Raw genomic sequence first — 20,726 nt, 5'->3', positions numbered from 1 at the left:
CCCTCCCTCTTGATCCTTGGTTACCCTTCCCTTTATGTCCGCTGGAAGACTTGCCGGCCGCTACACGCTGCTCCGCCCTCTGGGCGCGGGCGGCATGGGCAAAGTGTGGCTGGCCAGGGATGAGATGCTCGATCGCGAGGTCGCGGTCAAGGAGCTCACGCTGGCCGAGGGCACGTCGCCCAAGGAGCGGGCGGACTCGGTGAAAAGGTCCGTGCGCGAGGCGCAGGCCACCGCGCGGCTGCGCCACCCGGGCATCGTGGCGCTCCACGACGTGGTCGTCGAGCACGAGCGGCCGTGGCTGGTCATGGAGCTGCTGCGGGGCCGCACGCTGGCCGAGACCGTGCGCGAGTTCGGGCCCATGCCGCCCGGCCACGCCGCGCGGATCGGCGCCGACGTGCTGGAGGCGCTGTCCACCGCCCACGCGCAGGGCCTGCAGCACCGCGACGTCAAGCCGGGCAACGTGTTCCTGACCGAGAGCGGCCGGGTGGTGCTCACCGACTTCGGCATCGCCAGGCAGGAGGGCCAGGCCACGATCACCGAGCAGGGGCTGACGATCGGCTCGCCCGGGTTCATCGCGCCCGAGCGGCTCGAAGGCCACCCCGGCGGCCCGGCCAGCGACCTGTGGTCCCTCGGCGCGACGCTCCACGTCGCGTTAACGGGCGCGCCGGCCTACGACGGCTCGGCGGCGCAGCGGGTGCAGGCCACTCTGACGCAGCCGCCGCCGCTCCTGCCGGGTCCGCTCGGCCCGCTGCTGTCGGCCATGATGGCCTACCACCCCGCCGCCCGCCCCGACGCCCGCGTGGTGATCCACGCGCTCCGGCAGGTGGCCGCGGGCGGGCCGGCTCCGCAACTGCCCGTCAGCCAGGAAGCGACCGCGCCGAGCAAGACCCGCAAGCGCGGCAGGGTCGCGCTCTGGATCGCCGCCGCGGTGGTGCTCGTCCTCGCAGCGGGGGGCACGACCGCGTTTCTCGTCCTGGGGGAGCGGGGCGGCGGCACGCCGGAGGCGTTCACCGTGCCCATGGACGTGTGCACGCTGATCAGCTCGGAGGAGGCGGGCAGGCTGCTGCGCACGCAGAAGCCGCCCAAGGGGAAGCCGAGCGCGAACGCGGAGGGCCCCACGTGCGGCTGGTCGATCTCGGGCACCGGCGTGGGCCTGCAGGTGCAGAAGGACTCCGATACGGTGGACCCGTGGTCGATGACCACGGTCTCGGCCCACGCGCTCCTCCAGAGCCAGAAGCGCCACTGGAGCAGAAGCAACGAAGTCCTGTGGAGCTGGCCGGAGATCGGCGTACCGAAATCGACGAAGGCCACGCGCACTCCCGTTCACGACGTCGCCGGTGTCGGGGAGGAGGCGTTCGGCTACGAGCTGGCGGGGGAGACGGGCCGCGTCCACACCGCCCAGATCTTCTACCGGCTGGCCAACCTGGTGGTGCGCGTCGAATACTCCACCACCACCGACAGGCCGACCGACGAGGACGTCAAGCAGTCGGCGCTGAGAGCGGCGCAGGCGAGCGAGCAGGCGTTGCGCAATGCCGGGTGACCTCTACCTGCTGGCCGGCCGCTACCGGCTGATCGAGCGGCTCGGACAGGGCGGCGCGGGCACCGTGTGGCGCGCGATCGACGAGATCCTCGACCGCCAGGTCGCGGTCAAGCAGGTACGCGTGCCGGAAAGGCTGGCCCCGTACGAACGGGCGCAGTTCACCGACCGGGCCATCCACGAGGCCAGGTCCGCCGGACGGCTGCGCGACCCGGCCATCGTGCTCGTGCACGACGTCGTCATGGAGGGCGACCAGCCGTGGATCGTCATGGACCTGGTCACCGGCCGCTCCCTCGACAAGGTGATCAAGGAGCAGGGGCCGTTGCCGCCCGCGTCCGTGGCCCAGGTCGGGCTGCGGGTGCTGTCGGCGCTGGAGGTCGCCCACGCCCACGGCATGCTCCACCAGGACGTCAAGCCGGCCAACATCCTGCTCGACGCCGACGGCTCGGCCATGCTCACCGACTTCGGCATCGCGACCCCGATGGGCGGGCACGCCGACAGGTTCGGCAGCGCCGGCTCACCCGGCTACATGGCCCCCGAGCGGCTCAACGAGCAGCCCTCGACCCCGGCGTCAGACCTGTGGTCGCTCGGCGCCAGCCTCTACACCGCTGTGGAGGGCCGAGCGCCGTTCGAGCGTGCCCTGCCCGCGGCGGTGGCGGCGGCGGTGCTGTTGCACGAGCCGCCCTTCCCTGCCAGGGCGGGCCGCGACCTCGGCGGCCTGGTGATGGCCATGCTCGCGAAGAACCCCGCGGCCCGCCCGACGGCGCCGCAGATCCGCCAGGCGCTGAGCGGCCTGGCGCTCTCCTCGGGCCCGCGCCGCAGATGGCGGCCGGTGGCGGCCGTGCTCGCGGCCGTCGTCGCGCTGGGCGCGGGCGGCTGGTACGCCGCCGGCGCGCTGCGCACCGAGCCGGAGACCGGCAAGTACGCCACGGCGCCGGACCCGTGCACGCTCCTCAGCGACGCCCAGGTCGCCGAAATCATGAAGGCCACCCCCCAACCCGGCCGCCTCACCAGGCCGGGCGAGTGCCAGTGGGTCAGCCGCAAGGGCCTCGTGATGAGCCGCCGCCTCATCGTCCGCGCATGGGTGGAGAAGCCCGACGGCGACCTCGGCGGCCCCCAGGTGGCGCAGCGCCGCTTCGCCAGTGAGAAGACCAGCCGCGCGGCCGCGCAGGGCACGGTGTCGCGCGACACCCGCGGCGCGGTCAGCGACGTCTCCGGGGCCGGGGAGTCGGCGATCATCCAGAACAGCTTCACGTTGTCCTCGATCAACAGCCAGAAAGGCATGTCCGACAGCACGGTGCTTTTCCTGACAAGCAACCTCCTCGGCGAGGTGGTCTGGCATCGTGAGGACGTGCCCATCACGGTCCCGAAGGATACGGAGCCGGCCATCGCCGCCGCCCGCCTGGCGTGGACGGCACTGAAGAAATGAGCTGCAAGCACCTTGCAAGGGTTGTGACTACCATGTTCCCCCGCAAGTCAGGGCAACCCCAGGAGTCCCAGTGAATCCCGGTAGCGAGTACGAGCCGCCCCGCCCGCCATACCAGGTGCCGGGCCGGCAGTTCGAGCCGCCGACCATGCCGCCCGGCATGCCGACCATGCCGCCGAAGCGGCCCGCCTGGCTGCTGCCCACGCTGGCCGCCATTCTCGTCGTGCTGGTGGCGGCCGCCGGCGTCGGGGCGTACTTCGTGTACGGCAAGGTCTCGGGGGCCTCCAGGCCGCCTGCCGACGCGCAGACGGGCAAGGCGCCGTCCGAGGCCTTCCCGGACGCTGCGGCAGGTCCTGATGTGTGCGCCATGCTGCCCGAGGATGAGGCCGAGCGGCTGGTGCCCGCCGCGACCGTCGCCAAGTCGTCAAGGGACGGCGATCACGTCGTCACGTTCTCCTGCGACTGGGTCAACCTCCGCATCTCGTACGGCGAGTACTGGCGGGACAGGAGGATCGAGGTGCGCGTCCAGCAGCACAAGGGCCACGGCGCCAAGACCGGCAGGGCGATGGCCCAGAACTCCTACGAGCTCGACTACCGCCAAGGGAAATTCGTGGAGACCGCCAAGCCGTCCCTGGACCCCGGCGAGAAGGAGTACAAGTCCCCGGTCAAGGACATCCCGGGCGTCGGCGACGGCGCGTTCGCCCAATACACCTGGAGGCGCGACGAGAAACTCCAGTGGTACGCCTTCGGCGAGGCGTACGCCCGTGCCGGCGACATGACGATCAAGGTCAAGTTCCAGGCCGGCCAGCAACGCAAGGACGCTCAGATGCTGTCCAACGACACGACGCGGGCGATCACTGAGGAAAACGCGATTCGCGAGGTCAGCGGCTTGATCCCGCACTTCGCCAAGGGCGCGGCCGCCTGGCAGGCCAAGAACCCCGGCGTGCTGGCCCAGCCGGACCCGTCGCCGGCCACGACGCGCTCGCCGAGCGCCCGCCCGACGCCCTCGCCGACCGTGCTGGCCACGTTCCCCGATGACTGCGGCGCCGTGACGGAGGTGGCCACCCGGCTCGTGCCCGAGCCTGCCACGCGGGCGCGCGGCACCGAGGTCGGGGCCGACCGCCAGACCGAGTGCCGCTGGCTCAACCTCGAGCTGCCCGGCGGCGCGGGCGTCAAGAAAATACGCAGTGCGCTGATCACCGTGCACCGGTTCACGAACCGGGTGGGGGGTGATGACCAGGTCGCGGCCAAGAGCTTCTACGAGCGCGAGTACGGCGGCGACAAGAACATGGCCGAGTCGTCGATCGGCGGCATCACGTGGGGCAAGATCGCCAACGTCAAGGGGCTCGGCGACCAGGCGTACCAGCAATACCTCACGACCCGTGGGCGCGGCGCGGTCTCCGCCTCCACCGGCATGGTGCTGATGCGCAAGGGAGCGGTCGTCGTCAGCGTCGACTTCTCGGGGCACCAGCGGCCCGAGGGCGATCCGACGAACTCGCCCGAGGTCAAGTTCATGCCCGAGAAGGAGGCGTTGGCCGGCGCGCTCACCCTCGCCAGGGCGTACCTGACGGAGCTGACCAAGCAACCGGTGGGTGGCTAGCCGCCCACCGGGGAGCCCTGCCACGCCGCTGGGCGGGCGCGTCGCGCATGCGTTGTCCAGCCGCCACGTGCGGACGATCCCCCTGTCCATGATCTGGATCAACGGTTAATGAGGCTGCAACCGGGTTGCAAGTGGGGCAAATACGGTTATGTCTTGCAAGCATCTGAGCCGCGCGATCACGTTTGTCCAGTACAGGGGCATGGGCAAACCGTGGGGGATCACGCGGCTCATTGCTTTTCCCGCGCTCTGTCCAGGAACGGCTCCAGCAGGTCCGGCACCGCGCGTGCGGCCAGCTCAAGGCCGTCGCCACGGCCCACGTCCACCACGTCGTAGTGCCCGCCGCCCGCGGCTATGGTGGCCGAGACCGTCACCAGGCCGGAGCGGCGCTGGAAGAACGACTCGGTGACGGTCCAGCCGGAGATGCCGGTGCGGTCGAGCGCGACCGTGTGACGTACCGCGGTGCCCTTCCTCGTGATCAGATGCCGCCCGCTCAGCGCGTGCCCGAGGCTCCTGGCGCTCTCCACGGCGAGCCAGAGCCCGACCGGCAGCGCCGCCGCGGGCACCACCCAGACCCAGGCCCGCAACCACGTCCACGGCACCAGCCAGGACGCCGCCCAGGCGATCGCGGCCAGTACGGCGGCCGTCACCAGGGCCCGCACCACCCGCCTGCGCCTCGCCGCAACCGGATGCGCCTTCAGCCCGGCCCCGCCGACCCCTGCCCCGGAGGCGGCGCGCGCGCCCGTCGGGAAGGACCCGCTCGGGTGGTGCTCGGCGCCCGTGTCGGCGATGTGGGTGGCGAGTCGGAAGGCCACGGCGCGGGGAAGGGGCGGGGTGAGCGTGGACACGTCTTCGGTCTCGCCCTGGGCCGCCTTGCCGAGCCCCGTGGCGATGGCTTTGACCCGCGCCCCGCCACCCTGCCTGAGCAGCAGCGGTTCGCTGATCTCCACGCCGCGCAGCCGCCGTTCCTCCAGCGTCAGCGACCGCATGGTCAGCAGCCCGCGCCGCAGCCGGAGCCGCCCCGGCTCGCGTTCCAGCCGGTATCGCCCCCATGACTCGGCGAACAGCAGCACCGCCCCCAGCACGCCCACGGCCGCGTTCGCCAGGAGCAGCAGCGGGACGGTGAGCAACGGCCGCGCGGTCACCCAGCTCCACAGGCCCTCGGCCGCCTGATCGGCGAACCCCTTGAGGCCGATCGCTTCGAGCGCCTTGTACGTCCCGCCCAGCACCACCGCCGCGCCCGTGAGCGGCCACACCGACAGCGGCGCGTACCGCACCCACGACCACCGAAGCTCGACGAGAGGCCCCTCGCCGACCGGCGCCGCGGTGTCCCCGTGCAGCAGCGTGCGGCGCAGCGCCTCGGCGTCGTGCCTGGTCAGCGGGTCGAGGGTGAGCTCGTCGCCGTCGGCGGAGCGCTCCCCGGTGCCGACCTTGACGATGGTCAGGCCGAACACCCGCAACACCGGATCGGCCCGCAGATCCACGCTGCGCACGCGGTCGCGCGGGATCGAGCGGTGCTGGCGTACCGCGATGCCGGAGCGCAGTTCGAGCCGGTCGGCGGTCAGGCGCCAGCGGGTCGCGCGGAGCCTGGCCACGGCGTAGACCAGCACGCCCGCGACGATCAGCACCGCGACCGCCGCGCTCGCCGCCACGATGCCGCCGATCGCCCAGTCCCGGCCGATGAGGAACCGCAACAGCCCGCCCACCGCAGGGGCCACGAGCGCCAGCGACTTGACCCCCGAGGCCCCCACGCTCCGGCCGGCGAGCCGCTGCCAGTCCGCCCCTACGGCAGGCGAACGCCCGCTCACGTCGCGTCCCCCGGCGTCGCCTGCGTGATGGCGGTCAGGCGCTCGGCCAGTTCGGTGGCCACCTCGTCATCCAGCGCCTCGATCTTGATGGCGCCCGCTGACGAGGCCGTGGTCACCGTGATGTCCGCCAGTCCGAACAGTCGCTGCACCGGCCCCCGCACGGTGTCGATCCGCTGGATTCGCGACATCGGCGCCACCTTCCAGGTGTGCGTCAGCCACCCCTTGCGGGTGTAGACGGCCTCGTCGGTGACCTCCCACCGCTCCACCCGGTAATACGCTCGCGGCGCCACCACCGCGAGCACCAGGCAGCCCACGGCGAACACCGCGACCACCGCCCCCAGCCAGACCGGCCGATCACTGAAGATCAGGTACGCCGCCACCGCGGCGCCGGCCACCGGCGTCATCAGGATCAGCCACTGCACCGTCCACCAGGGGATCGCCCGCGGATCGGCCTGGTTGCGCGGCGGCCGCAACGACGTCGCGCTCATTCGCCGCCCTCCGCCGAAGCCTCCCGCGCCGAGTCGGCGATGCTCAGCAGCACCAAGCCGAGCACGCAGAGCACGACGGCCGCGAACACCTCGTACCCCTCGAGGAAGGCCAGGTGGTTGACCACGAGCAGGCCCTCGGCCCACCGCCACCATCCGATCAGGGTGTTCACCAGGCCGCCCACGCCCTGCACCAGCAGCAGCCCGCCGAACACCTTCAATACCGCTCTCATGCCCCAAGCGTCGCGTCGCGGCGGTGGCGCCGGCGTCGGCCGTAGGTCTCGGGAGACATCGACTTTGGTCGGTGTCGCCGAGCCCATGGCAGGGCCTAGTCTCGGTGTACGTGACAGGAGTGCGGGGAGAAAACGGTCTCGTCCCCGAATATCGGTGGGCGCTGCCGTCGGTGCTGCTCGGCGACGGCCGCGAGGGCCGCCGGGTGCGGCGCTCGACGCGCGACTGGATCGTCGACATCGCCGTGTTCCTGCTGGCGTGCGGCCTCACGCTGCTGTCCCTTGAGGAGATGACGGACGAGCCCGAGCTGCTCATGGCGATCGAGCAGGTCGTGGGCGCGCTGGCGTGCGCGGCGGTCTGGCTGCGGCGGCGCTGGCCGGTCGGGCTGGCGCTGGTGACGACCGCGCTCTCGTCCTACCTTGAGCTGGTCGGTGGCGCGACGACCGTGGCGTTGTTCACCGTGGCGGTGCACCGGCCGTTCAAGATCTCCGGGCCGATCACGCTGCTGTCCCTCGTCACCCTGGCCCCGTACATCGCCCTCCGGCCACAGGATGACATGTCCCGCGCGACGGCGGCCGCACTCGGGGTGGCGATCGTGCTGACCGTGTTCGCGTGGGGGATCGTGATCAGGGCCAGGCGGCAGCTCATCTGGTCGCTCAGGCAGCGCGCCGAGATCGCCGCCGAGGAGGCCAAGCGGATGGAGCGGGAGCGGATCGCGAGGGAGATGCACGACGTGCTCGCGCACCGGATCTCGATGCTCAGCCTGCACGCCGGCGCGCTGGAGTTCCGCCCCGACGCGCCCGCGGGCGAGATCGCCAAGGCGGCGGGAGCCATCAGGACCAACGCCCACCTGGCCTTACAGGACCTGCGCGAGGTGATCGGCGTGCTGCGCCACGCGCGCTCGGACGGGGACGACACGGTGCCGGACCGGCCGCAGCCCACCCTCGCCGACCTGCCCACGCTGGTCGAGGAGTGCCGGCAGGCCGGCATGGACGTGCGGCTCGACCAGCGGGCCGGCCACGACGCCCCGGAAGGGCTGGGCCGCAACCTCTACCGCATCGTCCAGGAGGCGCTCACCAACGCGCGCAAGCACGCGGACGGGGCGCCGGTGATCGTCACCGTGTCGGGTGAGCGCGGCAAGGGGCTGGCGGTGGAGGTACGCAACCCGCTCTGGTCCCGTCACCTCCTGCGCATCCCGGGGGCCAAGGCCGGGCTCATCGGGCTGACGGAGCGGGCGGAGCTGGCCGGCGGGCAACTGGAGCACGGTCCGACGCCGGAAGGGGAGTTCGTGGTACGCGCCTGGTTACCGTGGCCGGTGGAGATCGCCCGGGAGGACGCATGACGAGCGCGGGGACGATCAGGTTGCTGATCGTGGACGACGACGCCATGGTGCGGGCCGGGCTGACGATGATCCTGGGCGGCGCGGCCGACATCGAGATCGTGGCCGAGGCCGGCGACGGGTCCGAGGTGCCGCCCCTGGTGGCCGAGCACCGGCCCGACGTGGTGCTGATGGACATCCGCATGCCGGGCGTCGACGGGCTCACCGCCACGGAGGCGCTGCGTGCCACCGCGGCGCCGCCGGAGGTCGTGGTGCTGACCACGTTCCACGCCGACGCGCAGGTGCTGCGGGCGCTGCGGGCGGGGGCGGCCGGGTTCCTGCTGAAGGACATCGCGCCGGGCGACCTGGTGCAGGCCATCAGGAAGGTGGCCGCGGGGGAGCCGATCCTGTCGCCGGCGGTGACGCGGCAGCTCATCACGCACGTGGCCGACGGCGGGGCGGGGGAGCGTACGGACCGGGCCAGGAAGCTGCTCGACCGGCTCAGCGTGCGCGAGCGCGAGGTGGCGCTGGCCGTGGGGCAGGGCAGGTCCAACGCCGAGATCGCGCGGGAGCTCTACATGAGCGTGCCCACGGTCAAGGCGCACGTGTCGCGCATCCTGACCAAACTGGACCTCAACAACCGGGTCCAGGTGGCGCTGCTGGTCTACGACGCCGGCGCCTGACCCTCATCCTTTCAGCAACTGCTCGATCGTGGCCCGGTGCAGCACCAGGTCGTCGGGGTCGTCCGGGACGGGCTGCTCGCCGAAGTGGATCCTGCGCTGCCACACCCGGGCCATGATGATCCCGTGCCGGAGGGCGGCGTACATCTCGTAGAAGTCCATGTCGCGGGGCTCATAGCCCGATAATTCGCGATATTTGGAGCAGACGTCCTCGCGCCGCATGAAGCCCGGCATGCCAGGCAGCTCCAGGGCGACCGTGAGGTCCTGGAAGAACCGGTGCAGAAAGATCATCCAGGACAGGTCCAGCTCGCGCGGACCCACCGCGGCCATCTCCCAGTCGAGCACCGCGACGGGAGCGAAGTCCTGGAACATCAGGTTCCCGATCCTGGCGTCGCCCCAGCACAGCACATCGGGCCCCGGATCGGCGGGCCAGTGTGCCTCCAGCCAGTGGAAGGCCCGCTCCAGCAGCGGGATGCGCCGCTCGCCGTGCGCCCACTCGTAATAGGCGCGCTGCCTGTCGACGTGCGCCCGCAGGCCGCCCGCCCCGAGCACGGACAGCTCCTCTGGGGTGAAGCGGGTTTCGTGCAGCGCCGCGAGGATCCCCACGGCGGCATCCTGCAGCCTGCGCTGGTCCTCGGGCGCCGCGTCGCAGAGCCAGCCGCCGAACGTGTACGGCATCACGTCCGGCGGCACCTCGCCGTCGGCTCGCTCCATGACGAAGAACGGCGTGCCGAGCGGGCGGGGATCCGGCTCGAACCAGAGGGCCCTGGGCGCTGGAATCCCAGCTTTTTCCCTGGCCAGGCGCATTATTTCGAACTGCGCCCGCAAATCATACGAAGGGAATACCGGAACGGCTTCCTCCGCAGGTGCCAGTCTTGCTACACAGCGCGTTCGCGCCCCACCCCAGGTGGCGGTGAAGAACAGGGTCTCGCTCGACATGCCGTTGCTCAGCGGCCGGGACAGTTCGGACACCGCGGCGTCCGTGCCGACCCTGCCGCGGAGCCATCCGCTCACCTGCTCGCGGAGTTCTTCCAGGTCGCGGGTGGAAGTACGCATCTGCTCGGACACGGTGGGCCTCCCGGTGAGCTGCTGCCCCCGGGACAGTCGTACCTCGCCAACCAAGCGCTCGTCCATACATGGGCGACCGTTATGGTCAGGTACGCAACAGCCGTACCCTTGTCTGAAAGGGCATGTCACGAAGGGACAAGTGGGATGAGTTCAGCGGGTGAAGGCCTGTCTCGCCCGCTTCCCGAGCAGGTGCGGCTCAACGTGGTCGACCTGGCGGCTCAGGTTCTCGGGTCGATGCCCGCTGTCTCCATCCCGCAGCCGTTGCGTGGCATCGCGAAATTCGACCCGCGCAAACGCGCCAAACTGGGCAGTGCGCCCATCGCCGCGCAGCTGGAGAACGACAAGAAGTTCCGCGAGCTGGTCGCCGAGTCGGTGGCCGCCGGGTGGCCCGAGCTCGTAGCCTCGCTGGCCGACGGCAACGTGCCGCCCGCCGCCGACCCCGTGCTGGTGGCCGCGGCTGCGTACCTCACCCGGCCGCCCGGCTGGGCGGAGATGATCGAGGCCGCCCGCACCGACCTGGAGCAGTCGGCCGCGGCGGCCGAGGGGTCGGAGCGCGAGGAGGTGGTCTCGCGGCTGCGCGAGCAGCTCACCGCGCAGAAGAGCGCCGCCAAGGAGGAGGCCGACCGGCTGCGCGAGCAGATCAAGCTCGCCCGCGCGGAAAACTCCGATCTACGACGTAAGCTGCACGACGCCCGCGAGCGCGCCAAGGCCGCGCTGGCGCGGGCCGAGGAGATGGAGCACGCGGCCGAGGAGGCCAGAACCGCCGCCTCGGCCGCGGGCAGTGCCGGCGAGGCCGAGCTGCGGCGGCTGCGCGAGCGGCTGGCCGACGTGGAAAGGCAGCTCGAAGCCTCGCGCCGGGCCGCCCGTGAGGGCCGGAGCATCGAGGACGCCCGCATCAGGGTGCTGCTCGACGCGCTGCAGGACGCCTCCGCGGGACTGCGCAGGGAGCTCGCCCTGCCCACGACGATCAGCCGGCCCGCCGACTCGGTCGCGGCGATCACCGGGGAGCGTCCCGGCGTGCGCGGAGTGCCCGCGCGGGCACTGGCCGACGACGACCCGCAGCTCCTCGACCAGATTCTGGCCGTGCCGCAGGTGCACCTGATCATCGACGGCTACAACGTCACGAAAACCGGTTACGGCACGCTCACGCTCGCCGACCAGCGCAACCGGCTGATGACCGGGCTCGGCGGGCTGGTCGCGCAGACCAGGGTCGAGGTGACCGTGGTGTTCGACGGCGCCGAGCTCAACGCCCCCGTCCAGGTGGTGGCGCCGCGGGGGGTGCGCGTGCTGTTCAGCGCGCCGGGGGAGATCGCCGACGACCTCATCCGCCAGCTCGTACGCGCTGAGCCGCCCGGCCGGGCCATCGCCGTGGTGTCGTCGGACCGCGAGGTGGCCGAGTCCGTCATGCGGATGGGAGCCAGACCCGTTCCGTCCGCTCTGCTGCTGCGCAGGCTGGGCCGGGCCTGAATAACGGAGGGTGCCGGTGGCCGCGCACCTGGCGCAGCCGCCGCTGACGGGCGGCGTCATCAAGGTCGTCAAGCTTTCCGACTACGGCAGCACCATCATCGGCGCCGTCCGCCCGTAGCGTCTCTTGCCATCCTGGCCCGTTTCCGGGTCCAAGGATGGGTGATTTCGGTCTTCAACGGCCACGCATTGCCGACGCCGGCTCATCTTCTCCTCTTTGCACACTCGCGCCAGCCCGGCGGAAGGGGGGAGCCGGGGCTCAGGGTGGCGGCGCGAAAAGTGTGACAAAAGCGACAATCTGGGACCTTACAAACCCCTGCGCCAGGAATTGTGACCAGGGTCACATTTGCATAACGAAACCTGGTGTTCCAGCAGGGATTTCCTTCCTTACTGGCCCCGTTATCTGATCTTTACAACCTGACTGGCGTTTTGCCGAACCTTGACCTCTCGGCGTAGCTTCTGGCCTCGCGGCGACAACCCATGCCGTCGCGAACCGGCATCGGTCACCCGATGTGAATCAGATAGAGATCCGTCGGTCGCCGCCGACATCCCCATATAGACACCTCAATGAGGCGGCGATCTGCCGAGTCCGTGCAGCCAGGAGGCACGGAGCCGGGGAACCATGGATCCCTTCCCCAGGGATCAGGGGTGAATCGGCGCGTAACGCGCCGTAGGGCGACTTCCAGGCCCGAATCCGTCAGCTAACCCGGTAGGCGTTCGTGGAAGACTCAAGGAGAAATCCTGTCTACCTCCCTGCAAAACCCCCGTCTGTCCCGCCTTGCCCTGAGCGGAGTAGCGCTCACGATGACCGTGACGGCCGGAGGTCTGATCCTCCATGCCCCAACGGCGCGGGCGGCGACGAGCGATTCGGCCACCACCGCCACCACGGCCAAGGCGGCGACCACCGCCAAATCGGCCAAGTCCGCGGCGGCGGCCAGGATCGCTCGGCAGAAGGAAAGGGCCAGCAAGGCCATCGCCGTGGCCAAGAAGCAGATCGGTGACCCGTACCGTTACGGCGCCGACGGCCCCGGCTCGTTCGATTGTTCCGGTCTCACCCAGTACGCCTGGAAAAAGGCCGGAGTGAAGCTCCCGCGCGTGGCGGCAAGCCAGTTCGCCCGCATCAAGCGGAAGGTCTCCTGGAAGAACCTCCAGCCAGGCGACCTGCTGTTCTTCAGCGGGCTCGGCCACGTGGGCATGTATGTCGGCAACGGCAAGATGATCCACTCGCCGCGGACAGGCTATCGGGTGCAAATCGTCAAGCTGAGCGGATGGCGCAAGTCGTCGTTCGTCGGCGCGGTTCGCCCCGGTATTTAATTCACAGCCCCGCCCGATCTCGGGCGGGGCTCTGTCTTTCCCCGCACCTCCCTCGCCGTCGTGCGCTGGGGTTCTCCCTTCTCGTACGGCAAGCCAACGGCACGCCACCCGCCGCACGTGGCCGGCGGCCTCCAGGAAGACGCCCGCTGACCCGCACGTGGCGAGCCGCCGCAACGGCGCACAGCGGGCCATCGCCATGGTCCGCCGCCTGGCCTTCGTGCGCGATCCAGGTCGGCGGCCGACTACGATCGGGCAGCGTGTCCGAGCGGGTGAGCCGACGAGCTGCGATGGCCGTTCTCCTGCTCCTCGTCCCCGGCAGCGCCCCCGAACCCCCCGTTCTCCCCCCTGAAGCGCGTGGCCTGTGGCGCGACGGTGTGGTCGTGGCGCATGGGGCGCGTTCCGTCGTCGTCGGTCACCGTGCGCCGCGCGGTGAGCTCGAGGAGCTGGCGCGGCGGGCCGACACCGCCGGGCGGCGGGTCTCGGACGTTCTCCGCCGGAGCGTGCGGCCGCTGGTCGTCGTCCCGGACTCCGCGGCGGAGGCGGCTCGGCTGGCCGGGGCCGGAAGGTTCGACGGGCTGGCGGCGGTGGCCGACGGCGGCAGGGTGATCGTCGTTCCCGAGGTCTTCGCCAGGCTCAATGCCATCGGCAAGGACGTCGTTCTCACGCATGAGCTCACCCACGTCGTGGCGGGCACCGATCGGCTGCCTCCCTGGCTTTATGAGGGGTTCGCCGACTACGTGGGCTATCGGGACGCCGGGCTGCCCGTGCGGATCGCCGCCGCTGAGCTGGCCGCCGAGGTGCGGGCTGGGCGGTTGCCGCCCGGATTGCCGGGACCGGCCGCATTCGCCGCGGACGGCCGCGACCCCATACGGCTCGCACGGGCGTACCAGGAGGCGTGGCTGGCGTGTCGCTTCCTCGCCGACCGGTTCGGTGAGGAGACGCTGGTGAGGCTCTACCGTGATGCCCAGGCGGCCGGCGTCGACCGGGCGCTCGCCTCGCTCGGGCTCTCCACGGCCACGCTGACGGAACGGTGGCGCGACTACGTACGGGATCGGCTCGCGTAAGAGAGGCGGAGGATGTGACACAGGGAGGAGTCTCGACGGGGGATCCGGATCCGGGGGATCCCGTGGACCGGGAGCATAGGGGGAGCATGGCCGGAGAGGACGGCGGCGACGGGCGGCCGCGGAGGCCCGCAGGGGTGGCGCTGGTGCTGCTGGGCGTCGTGATCGTGGCCGTGGCCGCGTTCAGCACGCCGTGGCGGGTGCTGGCCTCGGGGCCGCCCGATCCCGCCCGTGACTTCAGCGCGGCCGAGATCGCCCGCGCGAAGGCGTTCGACGCGGCCACCAGCCTGCCGGGCTACCTGTCGCTCGCGCTCACGATCATCTTCGCGGGATTGCTGGTGGCCACCCCGTTCGGCGCCAAGGTCCTGGGCCGGCTGCGCGGCCCCTGGTGGGTGCGGGTGATCCTGGGCGTCGTGGTCATCACCGCGATCAGTGAGGTGATCAGGTGGCCGCTCGGGATCTGGTTCGAGACGCTGCTGCGCGACTACGGCCTGTCCACCCAGGACTGGGCGGGCTGGGCCGCCGACCGGCTCAAGAACATCGGCGTGGAGACGTTCCTGCTCTGCCTGATGCTGCTGGCGCTCGTGGCGCTGGCCCGCAAGGTCAGGCGCTGGTGGATTCCGGCCGCCGCGGGGGCGTTCGCGCTGACGGTGGTGACGTCGTTCGTGTATCCGGTGGTGTTCGAGCCGCTGTTCAATGACTTCACGTCGATGCCTCAGGGACCGCTGCGCACGAACCTGCTGGCCATGGCCGAGCGCGACGGCGTGCCGGTCGAGGACGTGCTGGTCGCCGACGCCTCGCGCCGGACCACGGCGCTCAACGCGTACGTGTCGGGCTTCGGGGCCACGCGCCGGATCGTCGTCTACGACACGCTGCTCCAGGCCCCGCGGAACGAGGTCGAGCTGGTCGTGGCGCACGAGCTGGGCCACGCCGAGGACGACGACGTGCTCTACGGCACGCTCATCGGCGGCCTCGGGGCCGCGTTCGGCGCCATCCTGCTGTTCCTGATCTTCGGCTCGGTACGCCGCCGCGCCGGCGTCACCTCGATCACCGATCCGCGCGCGGTCGGCGCGCTCCTGGGCCTCATGACCCTGGGCTCGCTGATCATGGGCCCGCTCCAGAACCTGATCAGCCGCCACATCGAGGCCAGGGCCGACGTCCACGCGCTCGACCTCACCAGGGACCCGGTCACGTTCATCGCGATGCAGAAACGCCTGGCAGTGACCAATATTTCGGACTTGTCGCCGGATCCGGTGGAATATGTGCTTTATGTCTCTCATCCCTCCAGCCCCGAGCGCATCGCCATGGCCCGCTCGTGGGCGAAGCTGAACGGCGTTCCCGCGCCGTGACCAACGTGGTCATCGTCACGAACGACTTCCCGCCCCGGCCGGGCGGCATCCAGTCGTTCGTGCACGGACTCGCGCTGCGAACGCCGGGCGTGGCCGTCTACGCCCCCGCCTGGCCGGGCTGCGACGAGTTCGACCGGCGCCAGCCGTATCGGGTCGTGCGGCATCCGACCCGGCTCATGCTGCCGACGCCGGCCGTGGCGCGCCGGGCGGCCCGGCTGGTGGCCGAGCACCGCGCGGACACGGTGGTGTTCGGCGCGGCGGCGCCGCTCGGCCTGCTCGCGCCCCGGCTGCGCGGGGCGGGCGCGCGGCGCGTGGTGATGCTCACCCACGGCCACGAGGCATCGTGGGCGAGCGCCCCGGGCTTCCGCGCCGTGCTCCGCGCCATCGGCGAGCACGCCGACGTGGTGACCTACCTGGGCGCGTACACCCGCCAGCGGCTGGTCGCCGCCATCCCGCCCGGCAAACTCGTACGGCTCGCGCCCGGCGTGGACGTCGGCCAGTTCCACCCCGGCGCGCCCAAGGCCGAGCTGGGCCTGGCCGGGCGGCCGGTCGTCGCCTGCGTGTCCCGGCTGGTGCCGCGCAAGGGGCAGGACCAGCTCATCAGGGCCTGGCCGCAGGTGCTGCGGGCGGTGCCCGAGGCCGTCCTGCTGCTGGTGGGCGGCGGGCCGTACCTGAGGACGCTGGAGCGGCTGGCGGCCGGGCGCGAGTCGATCAGGTTCACCGGGACGGTGCCGGCCGCGAGCCTGCCCGGCTACTACGCGGCCGCCGACGTGTTCGCCATGCCGTGCCGTACCCGGTGGAACGGGGTGGACGTGGAAGGGCTCGGGATCGTGTTCCTGGAGGCGTCGGCGACGGGGCTGCCGGTGGTGGCCGGGGCGTCGGGCGGGGCGCCGGACGCCGTCCGGCCCGGCGAGACCGGGCTGGTCGTGGACGGCACGGACCCCGCGGAGATCGCGCAGGCGCTCGTGGAGCTGCTGAGCGACCCGGACAAGGCCCGCAAGATGGGCGCGGGCGGCCGCGACTGGATCGCCCGTGAATGGACGTGGGAGCAGGTGGCCGCCCGCTTCCACGCACTCCTCTGACCTCCGCGCTCGCATGAGGGACCGGACGGTCTAGCCCTTGGTGGAGCCGAGCGTGAGCCCGGCGACGAACTGCTTGTGCAGCAGCTGGAACACGATCAGCGTGGGCAGCGCCACCAGCATCGCCCCGGCCGCCAGCAGGTTGTGGTCGGTGAAGAACTGGCCGCGCAGGTTGTTCAGCGCCGAGGTGACGGGCAGCTTGTCGCCCGACGACATCAGCACCAGCGCCCACAGGAAGTCGTTGTACATCCACGTGAACTGCAGCGTGGACAGCGCCGCCAGCACCGGCCGGCACAGCGGCAACGTCAGCCGCCAGTAGCGCTTCCACACCCCGGCCCCGTCCACCAGCGCCGCCTCGCTGATCTCCTCCGGGATCGTGCGCATGAAGTTCGCCATGACGAACACGCAGAAGCCGAACTGGAACGCCACGTGGATGAGGATCAACCCCAGGTAGGAGTCGTAGAGCGACTGCGAGTCCGACAGCCACGCGGGCAGCGGGATGAGCGTGTAGACGGTGTAGAGCGGGGTGATGAGGACCTGCGGCGGCAGCAGATTGCCCGCGGTGAACACGATCAGCAGCGCCTTGCGCCCCGGGATGCGCAGCCGCGCGATCGCGAACGCCGTGAACGACGCCATGAACAGCGTGATCACCACGCCGGGAACCACGATGATCAGCGTGTTGAGGTAGTAGCGGGGCAGCTCGGCCTGGCTCCACGCCTCCCCGTAGTAGTCGAGCGTGAGGCGCTCGGGCAGCGAGAAGTACCCCAGGCGGGCGGTCTCTTCGTACGGGCGCAGCGACGCGTACACCGCCAGCGCGAGCGGCAGCAGCCATCCCAGCCCCACCAGCAGCAGGAAAGCGTGCAGCAGGATCCGTAGCGGACGCACGGGCCGGCGCACGGGCGGGCGCCGCGACTGGGCCGGGGGAGCGGAGGCGGGTGCGGTGAGCGTCATCGCTCCTCCCCTTTGAACAGCTGCGACAGGTACGTGACGATGAACCCCATCGAGATCGCCAGCAGGATCACCGCGATCGCCGAGCCGAACCCGATCCTGCTGGCCTCGCCCACGATGTTCTCGGTGACGAGGACCGACAGCAGCTCCAGCCCGTTCCTGCCCTTGTTGATGGCGTAGACGATGTCGAAGGCCCGCAGCGCCTCGATGACCGTGATGACCAGCACGATCACGTTGACAGGCCGCAGCGTCGGGAACACCACGCGGAAGAACGCCTGCCGTTCACTGGCCCCGTCGATCGCCGCCGCCTCCTTCAGCGCCGGATCGACCGCCTTCAGCCCCGCCAAATAGATGATCATGACGTAGCCGACGTGCCGCCACCCGGCCGCGATCATGACGACCCAGATGTTGATCGAGCTGTCGCCGAGCCAGTCCACGCTCAGCCCGGTCACCGCGTTGAGCACGCCGTAGTCGGAGGAGTAGACGAGCTGCGCGATGAAGCCCACCACGGCCAGCGACAGCACGACCGGCATGTAGAGCGCGCTCTGATAGAACCGCGACAGCCGCAGCCGCCGGTCCAGCAGCACCGCGCAGAACAGCCCGAACGGCGTCGCGACCAGCCCGAGGAAGCCCAGCCACAGTACGTTGTTGCGGACGGCGGACCAGAACGGCGGATATTCGGCGGCCAGGTCGTGATAGTTCTGCCCGCCCACCCATTCGATGGGACCGATGCCGTTCCAGTCGGTGCCGGAGAGTCCGATGGAGGCCAGCGTGGGCCCCCAGATCAGGCCCACGTTGACGATGACGGCCACCCCCAGCCCGATGACCAGGATGGTCACGTCCCGGGCGGAGTAGCGACGGGTCTTGACGGTCATCAGCGGAAGATGTTGGCCTTCTGCTTCTCGATGCTCGCCAGTAAGGAGTCGATCTCGTTCGGTTTGCTCACGAAGGACTGCAGCGACGGGATCATCACGGTCGAGGCGAAGTCCGGCCGCGTGTCGCGGTCGAGGAACTGCGCGATGTGCGTGGCCTTGGACACCAGTTCCGCCCCGCGCTTCTGCAGGGCGCTGTAGCCGGAGGTGTCGGCCTTGGAGCTGGCGGCCAGGGTGCCCGGGTCCAGCTTGGTGGCGATGTTCTGCGAGGAGGCCTGGGCGAGGTGCTTGAGCAGCGCCTTGGCGCCGTCCACGTTCTTGGCCTTGGCGGAGACCATGTAGCCGTCGATGGGGGCGTCGATCGAGTCGGTGCCGTACGCCGGGTTGATCTCGGGGAAGGTGAAGAAGTCGATGTCGTCGCGGTCGGCCTCGGGGAACTGCTGGGCCACGAACATGCCGAGCAGATACATCCCGGTCTTCTTCTGCGCCAGCGACTGCCCGGCCTCCTGCCAGGTCCGCCCCAGCGCCGCGGGCTGGTGATACTCCATCAGCCCCCGCCAGGTGTCGAAGACCTGCCGGACCTTCGGGTCGGTCCACGACTCCTTGCCGCCCATGAGCGAGATGTGGAAGTCGTAGCCGTTCATGCGCATGTTCAGGATGTCGAACGTGCCCATCGCCGGCCAGCCGTCCTTGTCGGCGAACGCGATCGGGACGATCCCGTCGGCCTTCATCTTCTTGGCCAGCGCGGTGAACTCGTCCAGCGTCGCGGGGGGCTCGTACCCCTTCTCCTGCCACAGGCTCTTGCGGTAGAAGACCGCCCACGGGTAGTACGTGGACGGCATGAAATACTGCTTGCCGTCGACGCCGGTCGACTGGTCCTTGAACGCCTGTGTGTAGTCGCCGCCGATCTCCTGCCACACGTCGGAGATATCGGTCGCCAGCCCCTGTTCGGCGAAGAACTGCATGCGGTAACCGGCGAACCAGGTGAACACGTCCTCCGGCGTGCCCTTGAGATAGCGGTTGATGTTCTCCTGGAAGGTGTTGTGGTCCACGGTATTGATCTTGACCGTGGCCTGGGTGAAGGCCTTGACCTGGGTCTCGAGGGACTTCTTCGGGATCTCGTCGGAGGCGTTCGAGCCGAGCGTGACCGTGCCGAGGTTGCCGGAGGCCGTACCGCCCGGAGCGGTGGAAGGGGCGTCGGATCCGCACCCGACGAGGGCGGCGGGCACCCCGAGTGCGGCGGCTCCGAGCAGTAAATTGCGGCGGGATATCGGCAGACGTTGATCCATGGTGGGTTCCTCCTTGGCGGACCTTCAGATTCCCCCGAGTTCGCTCACCTTCATTCATCGAAAAGCCAACATTTCAGACTGTCAACGCACTATTTCATGACGAATCAGCCACGGTCGTGACGTCGGGATCGTGTCATGATGCGATCGGGACAGTAGGTGCACACTCCGCAACTAGCGGTGGACCGCTGAAAAGCGGCCTACTCATGTCGGAACCTGTTGGGATCTGGTGATGCGATGCTCGCTCCGCAGCGTCAGCAGGCGATTCTGGAGCTCGTCCGGCAGAACGGCGGTGTCCGGGTGACCGAACTGGTGCGGGCGTTCGGCGTTTCCGACATCACCATCCGGCGCGACCTGGAGATGTTGGCCGAGCGCGGCCTGCTGGCCAAGGTGCACGGCGGCGCCACTGTTGTCGGATCTGCCATCGGCTCCACCGACGAGCCCGGTTTCGCGGTGAAGTCCGTACGCCAGGAGGAGGAGAAGCGGGCCATCGCCCGCCACGCCGCCGCCCTGGTGCCCCCGGGCACCGCCGTGGCGCTCTCCGCCGGCACCACCACCTGGACGCTCGCCCACCGCCTGGCCGCCGTCCCGGCGCTGACCATCGTGACGAACTCGGTGCGGGTCGCCGACGTCTTCCAGCGCTCCGGCAGGACCGACCAGACGGTGGTGCTCACCGGCGGCGTGCGCACTCCTTCCGACGCGCTGGTCGGCCCGGTGGCGGTGGCCGCGATCCGCCAGCTCAACGTGGACCTGCTGTTCCTCGGCGTCCACGGCATGACCGTCAGGGCCGGCTTCACCACCCCGAACATGATGGAGGCCGAGACCGACCGCGCGCTCGTGGAGGCGGCGAGCCGGCTCGTCGTGCTCGCCGACCACACCAAGTGGGGCACGGTCGGCATCAGCACCATCGCCCACCTCATCGAGGCCGACGTGGTCGTCTCCGACACCGGCCTCCCACACCCCGCCAGGGAAGCGCTGGCCGAGCACTCGGGCGAACTCGTCCTCGCCGACCCGGGCTCCCGAACCCCCTGACCTCATTCCCGCCGTCGTGCGGCGGTCTTTCTTCCTTCTTGTACGGCAAGCCAACGGCACGCCACCCGCCGCACGTGGCCGGCGGCCTCCAGGAAGACGCCCTCTGACCCGCACGGGGCCGGCCGCCGCAACGGCGCACAGTGGGCCATGGTCGTGGTTCCGGCATGCCGA

The 20,726-nt window shown here is 70.5% G+C and carries 18 protein-coding genes and 1 riboswitch; of the genes, 11 read left to right on the top strand and 7 right to left on the bottom strand.

Features of this window, described 5'->3' with window-relative positions:
* The first annotated feature begins 34 nt into the window (after positions 1-34).
* The 3 genes from ACTMTI_RS15885 to ACTMTI_RS15875 all read left to right on the top strand — a co-directional run bounded on the left by ACTMTI_RS15885 (position 35) and on the right by ACTMTI_RS15875 (position 4,563).
* Positions 35-1,540 (top strand): serine/threonine-protein kinase, encoded by a 1,506-nt coding sequence (locus ACTMTI_RS15885; RefSeq protein WP_441121088.1) that lies wholly within the window; start codon positions 35-37, stop codon positions 1,538-1,540.
* Positions 1,530-2,966 (top strand): serine/threonine-protein kinase, encoded by a 1,437-nt coding sequence (locus tag ACTMTI_RS15880; protein WP_441121087.1) that lies wholly within the window; start codon positions 1,530-1,532, stop codon positions 2,964-2,966. Before ACTMTI_RS15885 ends, ACTMTI_RS15880 begins: the two co-directional genes overlap by 11 nt.
* A gap of 70 nt (positions 2,967-3,036) precedes the next feature.
* Positions 3,037-4,563, top strand: coding sequence for a hypothetical protein (locus tag ACTMTI_RS15875; RefSeq protein WP_441121086.1), 1,527 nt, complete (start codon positions 3,037-3,039; stop codon positions 4,561-4,563).
* Positions 4,564-4,790: 227 nt separating this feature from the next.
* On the opposite strand, the gene ACTMTI_RS15870 is transcribed toward ACTMTI_RS15875, so the two are convergent.
* From ACTMTI_RS15870 to ACTMTI_RS15860, 3 genes are read right to left on the bottom strand one after another with little or no spacing between them, the layout of a single operon-like run.
* On the bottom strand, positions 4,791-6,368 hold the full coding sequence (locus tag ACTMTI_RS15870; RefSeq protein ID WP_441121085.1) for a PH domain-containing protein: 1,578 nt from the start codon (positions 6,366-6,368) through the stop codon (positions 4,791-4,793).
* Complete coding sequence (locus ACTMTI_RS15865; RefSeq protein WP_441121084.1) at positions 6,365-6,856, bottom strand: PH domain-containing protein; 492 nt, start codon at positions 6,854-6,856, stop codon at positions 6,365-6,367. The genes ACTMTI_RS15870 and ACTMTI_RS15865 overlap by 4 nt, the downstream gene beginning before the upstream one ends.
* The gene (locus ACTMTI_RS15860; protein ID WP_441121083.1) at positions 6,853-7,086 is read right to left on the bottom strand and encodes a hypothetical protein; all 234 of its coding nucleotides are present in this window, start codon (positions 7,084-7,086) and stop codon (positions 6,853-6,855) included. Before ACTMTI_RS15860 ends, ACTMTI_RS15865 begins: the two co-directional genes overlap by 4 nt.
* A gap of 110 nt (positions 7,087-7,196) precedes the next feature.
* On the opposite strand from ACTMTI_RS15860, the gene ACTMTI_RS15855 reads away from it, so the two are divergent.
* Together ACTMTI_RS15855 and ACTMTI_RS15850 are read left to right on the top strand one after the other, a co-directional pair.
* On the top strand, positions 7,197-8,426 hold the full coding sequence (locus ACTMTI_RS15855; protein ID WP_441121082.1) for a sensor histidine kinase: 1,230 nt from the start codon (positions 7,197-7,199) through the stop codon (positions 8,424-8,426).
* Complete coding sequence (locus ACTMTI_RS15850; protein WP_441121081.1) at positions 8,423-9,085, top strand: response regulator; 663 nt, start codon at positions 8,423-8,425, stop codon at positions 9,083-9,085. Before ACTMTI_RS15855 ends, ACTMTI_RS15850 begins: the two co-directional genes overlap by 4 nt.
* A gap of 3 nt (positions 9,086-9,088) precedes the next feature.
* Here the strand turns inward: ACTMTI_RS15850 and ACTMTI_RS15845 are convergent, their stop codons facing one another.
* Positions 9,089-10,150, bottom strand: coding sequence for a phosphotransferase family protein (locus tag ACTMTI_RS15845; RefSeq protein WP_441121080.1), 1,062 nt, complete (start codon positions 10,148-10,150; stop codon positions 9,089-9,091).
* 144 nt (positions 10,151-10,294) lie between these two features.
* On the opposite strand from ACTMTI_RS15845, the gene ACTMTI_RS15840 reads away from it, so the two are divergent.
* From ACTMTI_RS15840 to ACTMTI_RS15820, 5 genes are all read left to right on the top strand, one after another.
* Positions 10,295-11,617, top strand: coding sequence for an NYN domain-containing protein (locus ACTMTI_RS15840; protein WP_441121079.1), 1,323 nt, complete (start codon positions 10,295-10,297; stop codon positions 11,615-11,617).
* A 568-nt stretch (positions 11,618-12,185) separates the two neighbouring features.
* A riboswitch (cyclic di-AMP (ydaO/yuaA leader) is annotated at positions 12,186-12,345 on the top strand.
* 73 nt (positions 12,346-12,418) lie between these two features.
* On the top strand, positions 12,419-12,928 hold the full coding sequence (locus tag ACTMTI_RS15835) for a C40 family peptidase (protein ID WP_441121078.1): 510 nt from the start codon (positions 12,419-12,421) through the stop codon (positions 12,926-12,928).
* Positions 12,929-13,215: 287 nt separating this feature from the next.
* Positions 13,216-13,992, top strand: a complete 777-nt coding sequence (locus ACTMTI_RS15830) for a hypothetical protein (protein WP_441121077.1) — start codon at positions 13,216-13,218, stop codon at positions 13,990-13,992.
* Between the two features lie 86 nt (positions 13,993-14,078).
* Positions 14,079-15,338: a M48 family metallopeptidase gene (locus tag ACTMTI_RS15825; RefSeq protein WP_441121076.1), complete on the top strand. Its 1,260-nt coding sequence runs from the start codon at positions 14,079-14,081 to the stop codon at positions 15,336-15,338.
* The gene (locus tag ACTMTI_RS15820) at positions 15,335-16,420 is read left to right on the top strand and encodes a glycosyltransferase family 4 protein (protein WP_441121205.1); all 1,086 of its coding nucleotides are present in this window, start codon (positions 15,335-15,337) and stop codon (positions 16,418-16,420) included. Before ACTMTI_RS15825 ends, ACTMTI_RS15820 begins: the two co-directional genes overlap by 4 nt.
* A gap of 30 nt (positions 16,421-16,450) precedes the next feature.
* On the opposite strand, the gene ACTMTI_RS15815 is transcribed toward ACTMTI_RS15820, so the two are convergent.
* From ACTMTI_RS15815 to ACTMTI_RS15805, 3 genes are read right to left on the bottom strand one after another with little or no spacing between them, the layout of a single operon-like run.
* On the bottom strand, positions 16,451-17,368 hold the full coding sequence (locus tag ACTMTI_RS15815; RefSeq protein WP_441121075.1) for a carbohydrate ABC transporter permease: 918 nt from the start codon (positions 17,366-17,368) through the stop codon (positions 16,451-16,453).
* Entirely contained in the window at positions 17,365-18,240 is an 876-nt protein-coding gene (locus tag ACTMTI_RS15810) for a carbohydrate ABC transporter permease (RefSeq protein ID WP_441121074.1), read from the bottom strand. Before ACTMTI_RS15810 ends, ACTMTI_RS15815 begins: the two co-directional genes overlap by 4 nt.
* Positions 18,240-19,526, bottom strand: coding sequence for an ABC transporter substrate-binding protein (locus ACTMTI_RS15805; protein ID WP_441121073.1), 1,287 nt, complete (start codon positions 19,524-19,526; stop codon positions 18,240-18,242). The genes ACTMTI_RS15810 and ACTMTI_RS15805 overlap by 1 nt, the downstream gene beginning before the upstream one ends.
* 234 nt (positions 19,527-19,760) lie before the next feature.
* Here ACTMTI_RS15805 and ACTMTI_RS15800 point away from each other — a divergent pair, with 234 nt between their 5' ends.
* Complete coding sequence (locus ACTMTI_RS15800) at positions 19,761-20,555, top strand: DeoR/GlpR family DNA-binding transcription regulator (protein ID WP_441121072.1); 795 nt, start codon at positions 19,761-19,763, stop codon at positions 20,553-20,555.
* Positions 20,556-20,726: the final 171 nt, after the last annotated feature.

Source organism: Nonomuraea sp. H19, from assembly GCF_052068215.1.
Taxonomy (GTDB): domain Bacteria; phylum Actinomycetota; class Actinomycetes; order Streptosporangiales; family Streptosporangiaceae; genus Nonomuraea.
Note: the sequence above shows the minus strand (reverse complement) of the source record. Positions and strands in the feature narration are given on the sequence as shown.

Bases quoted from the DNA above. Each gene is read 5' to 3' on its own strand.
- ACTMTI_RS15825 (WP_441121076.1), top strand. From the start codon at position 14,079: ATGGCCGGAGAGGACGGCGGCGACGGGCGGCCGCGGAGGCCCGCAGGG.
- ACTMTI_RS15860 (WP_441121083.1), bottom strand. From the start codon at position 7,086: ATGAGAGCGGTATTGAAGGTGTTCGGCGGGCTGCTGCTGGTGCAGGGC.
- ACTMTI_RS15880 (WP_441121087.1), top strand. From the start codon at position 1,530: ATGCCGGGTGACCTCTACCTGCTGGCCGGCCGCTACCGGCTGATCGAG.
- ACTMTI_RS15815 (WP_441121075.1), bottom strand. From the start codon at position 17,368: ATGACGCTCACCGCACCCGCCTCCGCTCCCCCGGCCCAGTCGCGGCGC.
- ACTMTI_RS15840 (WP_441121079.1), top strand. From the start codon at position 10,295: ATGAGTTCAGCGGGTGAAGGCCTGTCTCGCCCGCTTCCCGAGCAGGTG.
- ACTMTI_RS15830 (WP_441121077.1), top strand. From the start codon at position 13,216: ATGGCCGTTCTCCTGCTCCTCGTCCCCGGCAGCGCCCCCGAACCCCCC.
- ACTMTI_RS15835 (WP_441121078.1), top strand. From the start codon at position 12,419: ATGACCGTGACGGCCGGAGGTCTGATCCTCCATGCCCCAACGGCGCGG.
- ACTMTI_RS15810 (WP_441121074.1), bottom strand. From the start codon at position 18,240: ATGACCGTCAAGACCCGTCGCTACTCCGCCCGGGACGTGACCATCCTG.
- ACTMTI_RS15885 (WP_441121088.1), top strand. From the start codon at position 35: ATGTCCGCTGGAAGACTTGCCGGCCGCTACACGCTGCTCCGCCCTCTG.
- ACTMTI_RS15865 (WP_441121084.1), bottom strand. From the start codon at position 6,856: ATGAGCGCGACGTCGTTGCGGCCGCCGCGCAACCAGGCCGATCCGCGG.
- ACTMTI_RS15800 (WP_441121072.1), top strand. From the start codon at position 19,761: ATGCTCGCTCCGCAGCGTCAGCAGGCGATTCTGGAGCTCGTCCGGCAG.
- ACTMTI_RS15850 (WP_441121081.1), top strand. From the start codon at position 8,423: ATGACGAGCGCGGGGACGATCAGGTTGCTGATCGTGGACGACGACGCC.
- ACTMTI_RS15805 (WP_441121073.1), bottom strand. From the start codon at position 19,526: ATGGATCAACGTCTGCCGATATCCCGCCGCAATTTACTGCTCGGAGCC.